At 64.7% G+C, this 3,913-nt stretch carries 3 protein-coding genes; all 3 read right to left on the reverse strand.

Translation table 11 applies throughout. The features are described from left to right. A partial coding sequence (locus A985_RS26070; protein ID WP_039830501.1) for a Mur ligase family protein occupies nucleotides 1-1,004 on the reverse strand: 1,004 nt, incomplete at its 3' end. A gap of 162 nt (nucleotides 1,005-1,166) precedes the next feature. After that, complete coding sequence (gene mraY, locus A985_RS0117960; protein WP_017234757.1) at nucleotides 1,167-2,336, reverse strand: phospho-N-acetylmuramoyl-pentapeptide-transferase; 1,170 nt, start codon at nucleotides 2,334-2,336, stop codon at nucleotides 1,167-1,169. A 15-nt stretch (nucleotides 2,337-2,351) separates the two neighbouring features. After that, nucleotides 2,352-3,761 (reverse strand): UDP-N-acetylmuramoyl-tripeptide--D-alanyl-D-alanine ligase, encoded by a 1,410-nt coding sequence (gene murF / locus A985_RS0117965; protein WP_017234758.1) that lies wholly within the window; start codon nucleotides 3,759-3,761, stop codon nucleotides 2,352-2,354. Between the last annotated feature and the right edge of the window lie 152 nt (nucleotides 3,762-3,913).

Here is a 3,913-nt window from a genome sequence, read left to right on the forward strand (position 1 = left end):
GCGTTGGCGGCATTGTGCTGACCGCGGATGCGCAGCGCGTCGGCGGGCATGAGGCGTTTGCCGATCACCTCGAGCGTCGCCTCCACGGCACCGGCCTTGCGGCGCTTCGGCGCCGGCGGGGCGTCGTCGCGCGAGAAGCCCTCGACCAGCCACGACATCCCGCCCTCCATCTCCAGGCCGAAGTCGCCCACGGCCTCGGGCTTGCCGGTGCCGAAGGTTACGACATTGGCTTCGGGCGTGGCGAAACCCATCACGCGAGCATCGTCGCGGTTGAGCACGCGAATGGTCTGCGGACCGAAAATGCGCGCCTTGGCCTTGGCATAGGCGTCCATATCGCCATGCCAGTCCAGATGGTCCTGCGTGATATTGAGAATCGCGGCCGCATCGGGCGCGAGGGAATGCGTGGCCTCGAGCTGAAAGCTGGAAAGTTCGAGCACCCAGACATCGGGCAACGTGGCGTCGGCGATGCATTCGCTCAGACGGTCGAGCGCCGTCGGGCTGATATTGCCCGCGACCGCCGTGCGCTTGCCGGCGCGACGGCACAGCAACCCCGTCAGACTCGTGGTCGTCGTCTTGCCGTTCGTGCCGGTAATGGCCAACACCTTGGGCGCGTAGCCGCTCGTCGCGTGCATGTGGCGCAGCGCCTGCGCGAAGAATTCGATCTCGCCCCACACGGGAATGCCCCGCTCGGCCGCCACCGTCAGCAGCGCCGCCACATCGGCGGCGAGCGGCGAGAGGCCTGGGCTGATACCGATCAGTTCGATGTCGGCGAGCAGCGTATCGACCTGCGCCCCGAATGCACCGCCGACGAATTCGGCCTGCGCGGCGTCGGCACGCAAGGCGAGAACATTCGGCGGTGTCTCCGACGACGCAAAGCGCGTGTCGGCCGCCCGCACACGGCAGCCGTAACGCGCGCACCAACGTGCCATCGCCAGGCCGGACTCTCCCAGACCCAGGATCAGGACACGCGGTTGCCAGGATTCACCAAACTTCTCGCCGAACACGTCGCTCTTTCCCTTTTATCGATTCACACCACCGACGAATGCATCACCTCAACGTCACCGATATTCCGCTATCGGCGCGAGCGGCCTTACCTTGAGTCCTGCTTTGCGAAAAGGCGACATTGTCATTTCACAAGGTCGCCTTTTCGCGGGCCCCGGGCCTCGTCAGCGCAGCTTCAGCGTCGACAGACCGATCAGTACCAGCATCAGCGTGATGATCCAGAAGCGAACCACCACCTGCGTTTCCTTCCATCCGGACAATTCGAAGTGGTGGTGCAGCGGCGCCATCTTGAAGATGCGTCGCCCTTCTCCGAAGCGCCGTTTCGTGTACTTGAACCAGGTCACCTGCAGCATCACCGACAACGTTTCCACCACGAACACGCCCCCCATCACGAAGAGCACGACTTCCTGACGCACGATCACGGCCACCGTGCCGAGCGCGCCGCCGAGCGCCAGGGCCCCCACGTCGCCCATGAACACCTGGGCCGGGTGTGTGTTGAACCAGAGGAACGCAAGCCCCGCGCCCGACATCGCCGAACAGAACACGAGCAATTCGCCCGCGCCCGGAATATGCGGGAACAGCAGGTATTTCGAGTACACGACGTTACCCATCACATACGCAAACACGCCGAGGGCCGCGCCGACCAGCACGACCGGCATGATGACGAGACCGTCGAGACCGTCGGTCAGGTTCACCGCGTTGGACGAGCCGACGATGACGAAGTACGTGAGCGCAATGAAACCGAACACGCCCAGCGGGTAGCTCATCGTCTTGAAGAACGGCACGATGAAGTCCGCCTTCGGGGGCAGATCGAGCGGGAAGCCGTTACGCACCCAACTGATGAACAGCTCGAAGACCTTCAGATTGCTCGTCTCCGACACAGAGAACGCCAGATAGATCGCGGCGAACAGGCCAATGATCGACTGCCAGAAGTACTTCTCGCGCGACGACATGCCGCGGGGGTCCTTGTAGACGACCTTCCGGTAATCGTCGATCCAGCCGATGATGCCGAAGCCCAGCGTAACGGTCAGTACGATCCAGATGAAGCGGTTGCTCAGGTCCGCCCACAGCAGCGTGGCGACCGTGATACCGATGAGAATCAGCACACCGCCCATCGTGGGCGTGCCCGACTTCACAAGGTGAGTCTGCGGGCCATCGGTACGCACCGCCTGGCCCACCTTCATTTCGGCGAGCTTGCGGATGACCATCGGCCCGAACGCGAGCCCGATCACCAGCGCCGTGAGGCTTGCCATCACGGCCCGAAACGTCAGGTAGTTGAACACGCGCAAATAGCTCGCATCCGCTTGCAGCCATTGCGCCAACGTCAGCAACATTCCATCAATCCTTTTTCACTTGGCAGGGGCGTTGCCGCCCCCGCTTTCACTCGTCGCGCGCAACTGCTCAAGCACGCGCTCCATCCGCATGAAGCGGCTTCCCTTGACCAATATCGTGGCCGGCGCGCTCAACGTGGCATTCAGCTCGGCCACGAGCGGCGCCACATCCGTCACGTCGGAAAAATGCTCGCCGCCGTCGCCGAAGGCCGCGACACTGGCTGTCGTCTGGTCGCCCATCGCGAGCAAACGATCGATACCGCGCTGGGCAGCGTACTCGCCCACCTCGCGGTGAAACGCCGGTCCGTTGTCGCCAACTTCGCCCATGTCGCCGAGCACCAGCACCCGTGGGGCCGGCGTCTGCGCCAGAACGTCGATCGCGGCGCGGACCGAATCGGGGTTCGCATTATAGGTGTCATCGATCAATGTGACACCCGCGAGCGGCCCCCTGGAGAGCGTTGACACCTGGAGACGGCCTTTGACGGCGGAAAACCCTTCGAGTGCCCGCACGATCGAGCCAATGTCGACATGCGCACCCAACGCACAGGCCATCGCAGCCAACGCATTGCGCGCGTTGTGCTCACCGAGCAGCGGCAATGCAAGCGAAAACTCACCGGCCGGCGACGTTACACGCAGTACGCGCGTTGCGACGTCGTAGCGTCCGGAGACAGCGGCGCGGCCATCGAGCGCGAAGTCGAGCACACGGCGCTTGCCTGCGATCTCGCGCCACATCGGCGCAAATTCGCTCTCCGCAGGGAATACGGCAACCCCGTCGTGGGACAGCGCTGCCAGCACGGCTGAATGCTCTTCGGCGACAGCGGCCACGCTCACCATGAACTCTTGATGTTCTCGCTGCGCGTTGTTGATGACGGCCACCGTCGGTTGTGCAATCGCCGCGAGGTACGCCGTTTCGCCGGGGTGATTCATGCCCAGCTCCAGCACCGCCAGCTTGTCGCTGCCGTTCAGACGGAACAGCGTGAGCGGCAGGCCAATGTCGTTGTTCAGGTTGCCGGCGGTCGCCAGACGCGCCTCGGCCCCCACCGCCTCGGCGAAGATCGCCGAGATCATTTCCTTGACGGTCGTCTTGCCGTTACTGCCGGTGACGGCGACCACGGGAATCGCGAAGCGGCGGCGCCACGCAGCGGCCAGCTCGCCCAGCGCGATGCGCGTGTCGGGCACGATGAGCGCCGGCGTCGCGAACCCTTCCGGCACGCGCGACGCGACCACCGCAGCCGCCCCGGCACGCGCCACGTCGGCCAGGAAGTCGTGCGCGTCGAAGCGCTCGCCCCGGATCGCCACGAAGAGATCGCCCGGCTGCACCGCGCGGCTGTCGGTCACGATGCGCGCAAAGGCGGTCGCTGGGGCGCCCGTCACGTGCGAATCGCGAACGGCGGTCTGGGCATCGCTCAATTGCCACATCATCGTCATTCGCCACCTCCGCGCACGGTGGTCGCACGCGCGGCGAGTGCCAGACGCGCATGCTCCTGATCGGAGAACGGCCTTTTCTTACCCATAATTTCCTGCGTACTTTCGTGTCCCTTGCCGGCGATGAGCACGACATCGGCGGCTTGGGCCCCCCG

This window comes from Pandoraea sp. B-6, from assembly GCF_000282835.1.
In the GTDB taxonomy this organism is placed as follows: Bacteria; Pseudomonadota; Gammaproteobacteria; order Burkholderiales; family Burkholderiaceae; genus Pandoraea; species Pandoraea cepalis.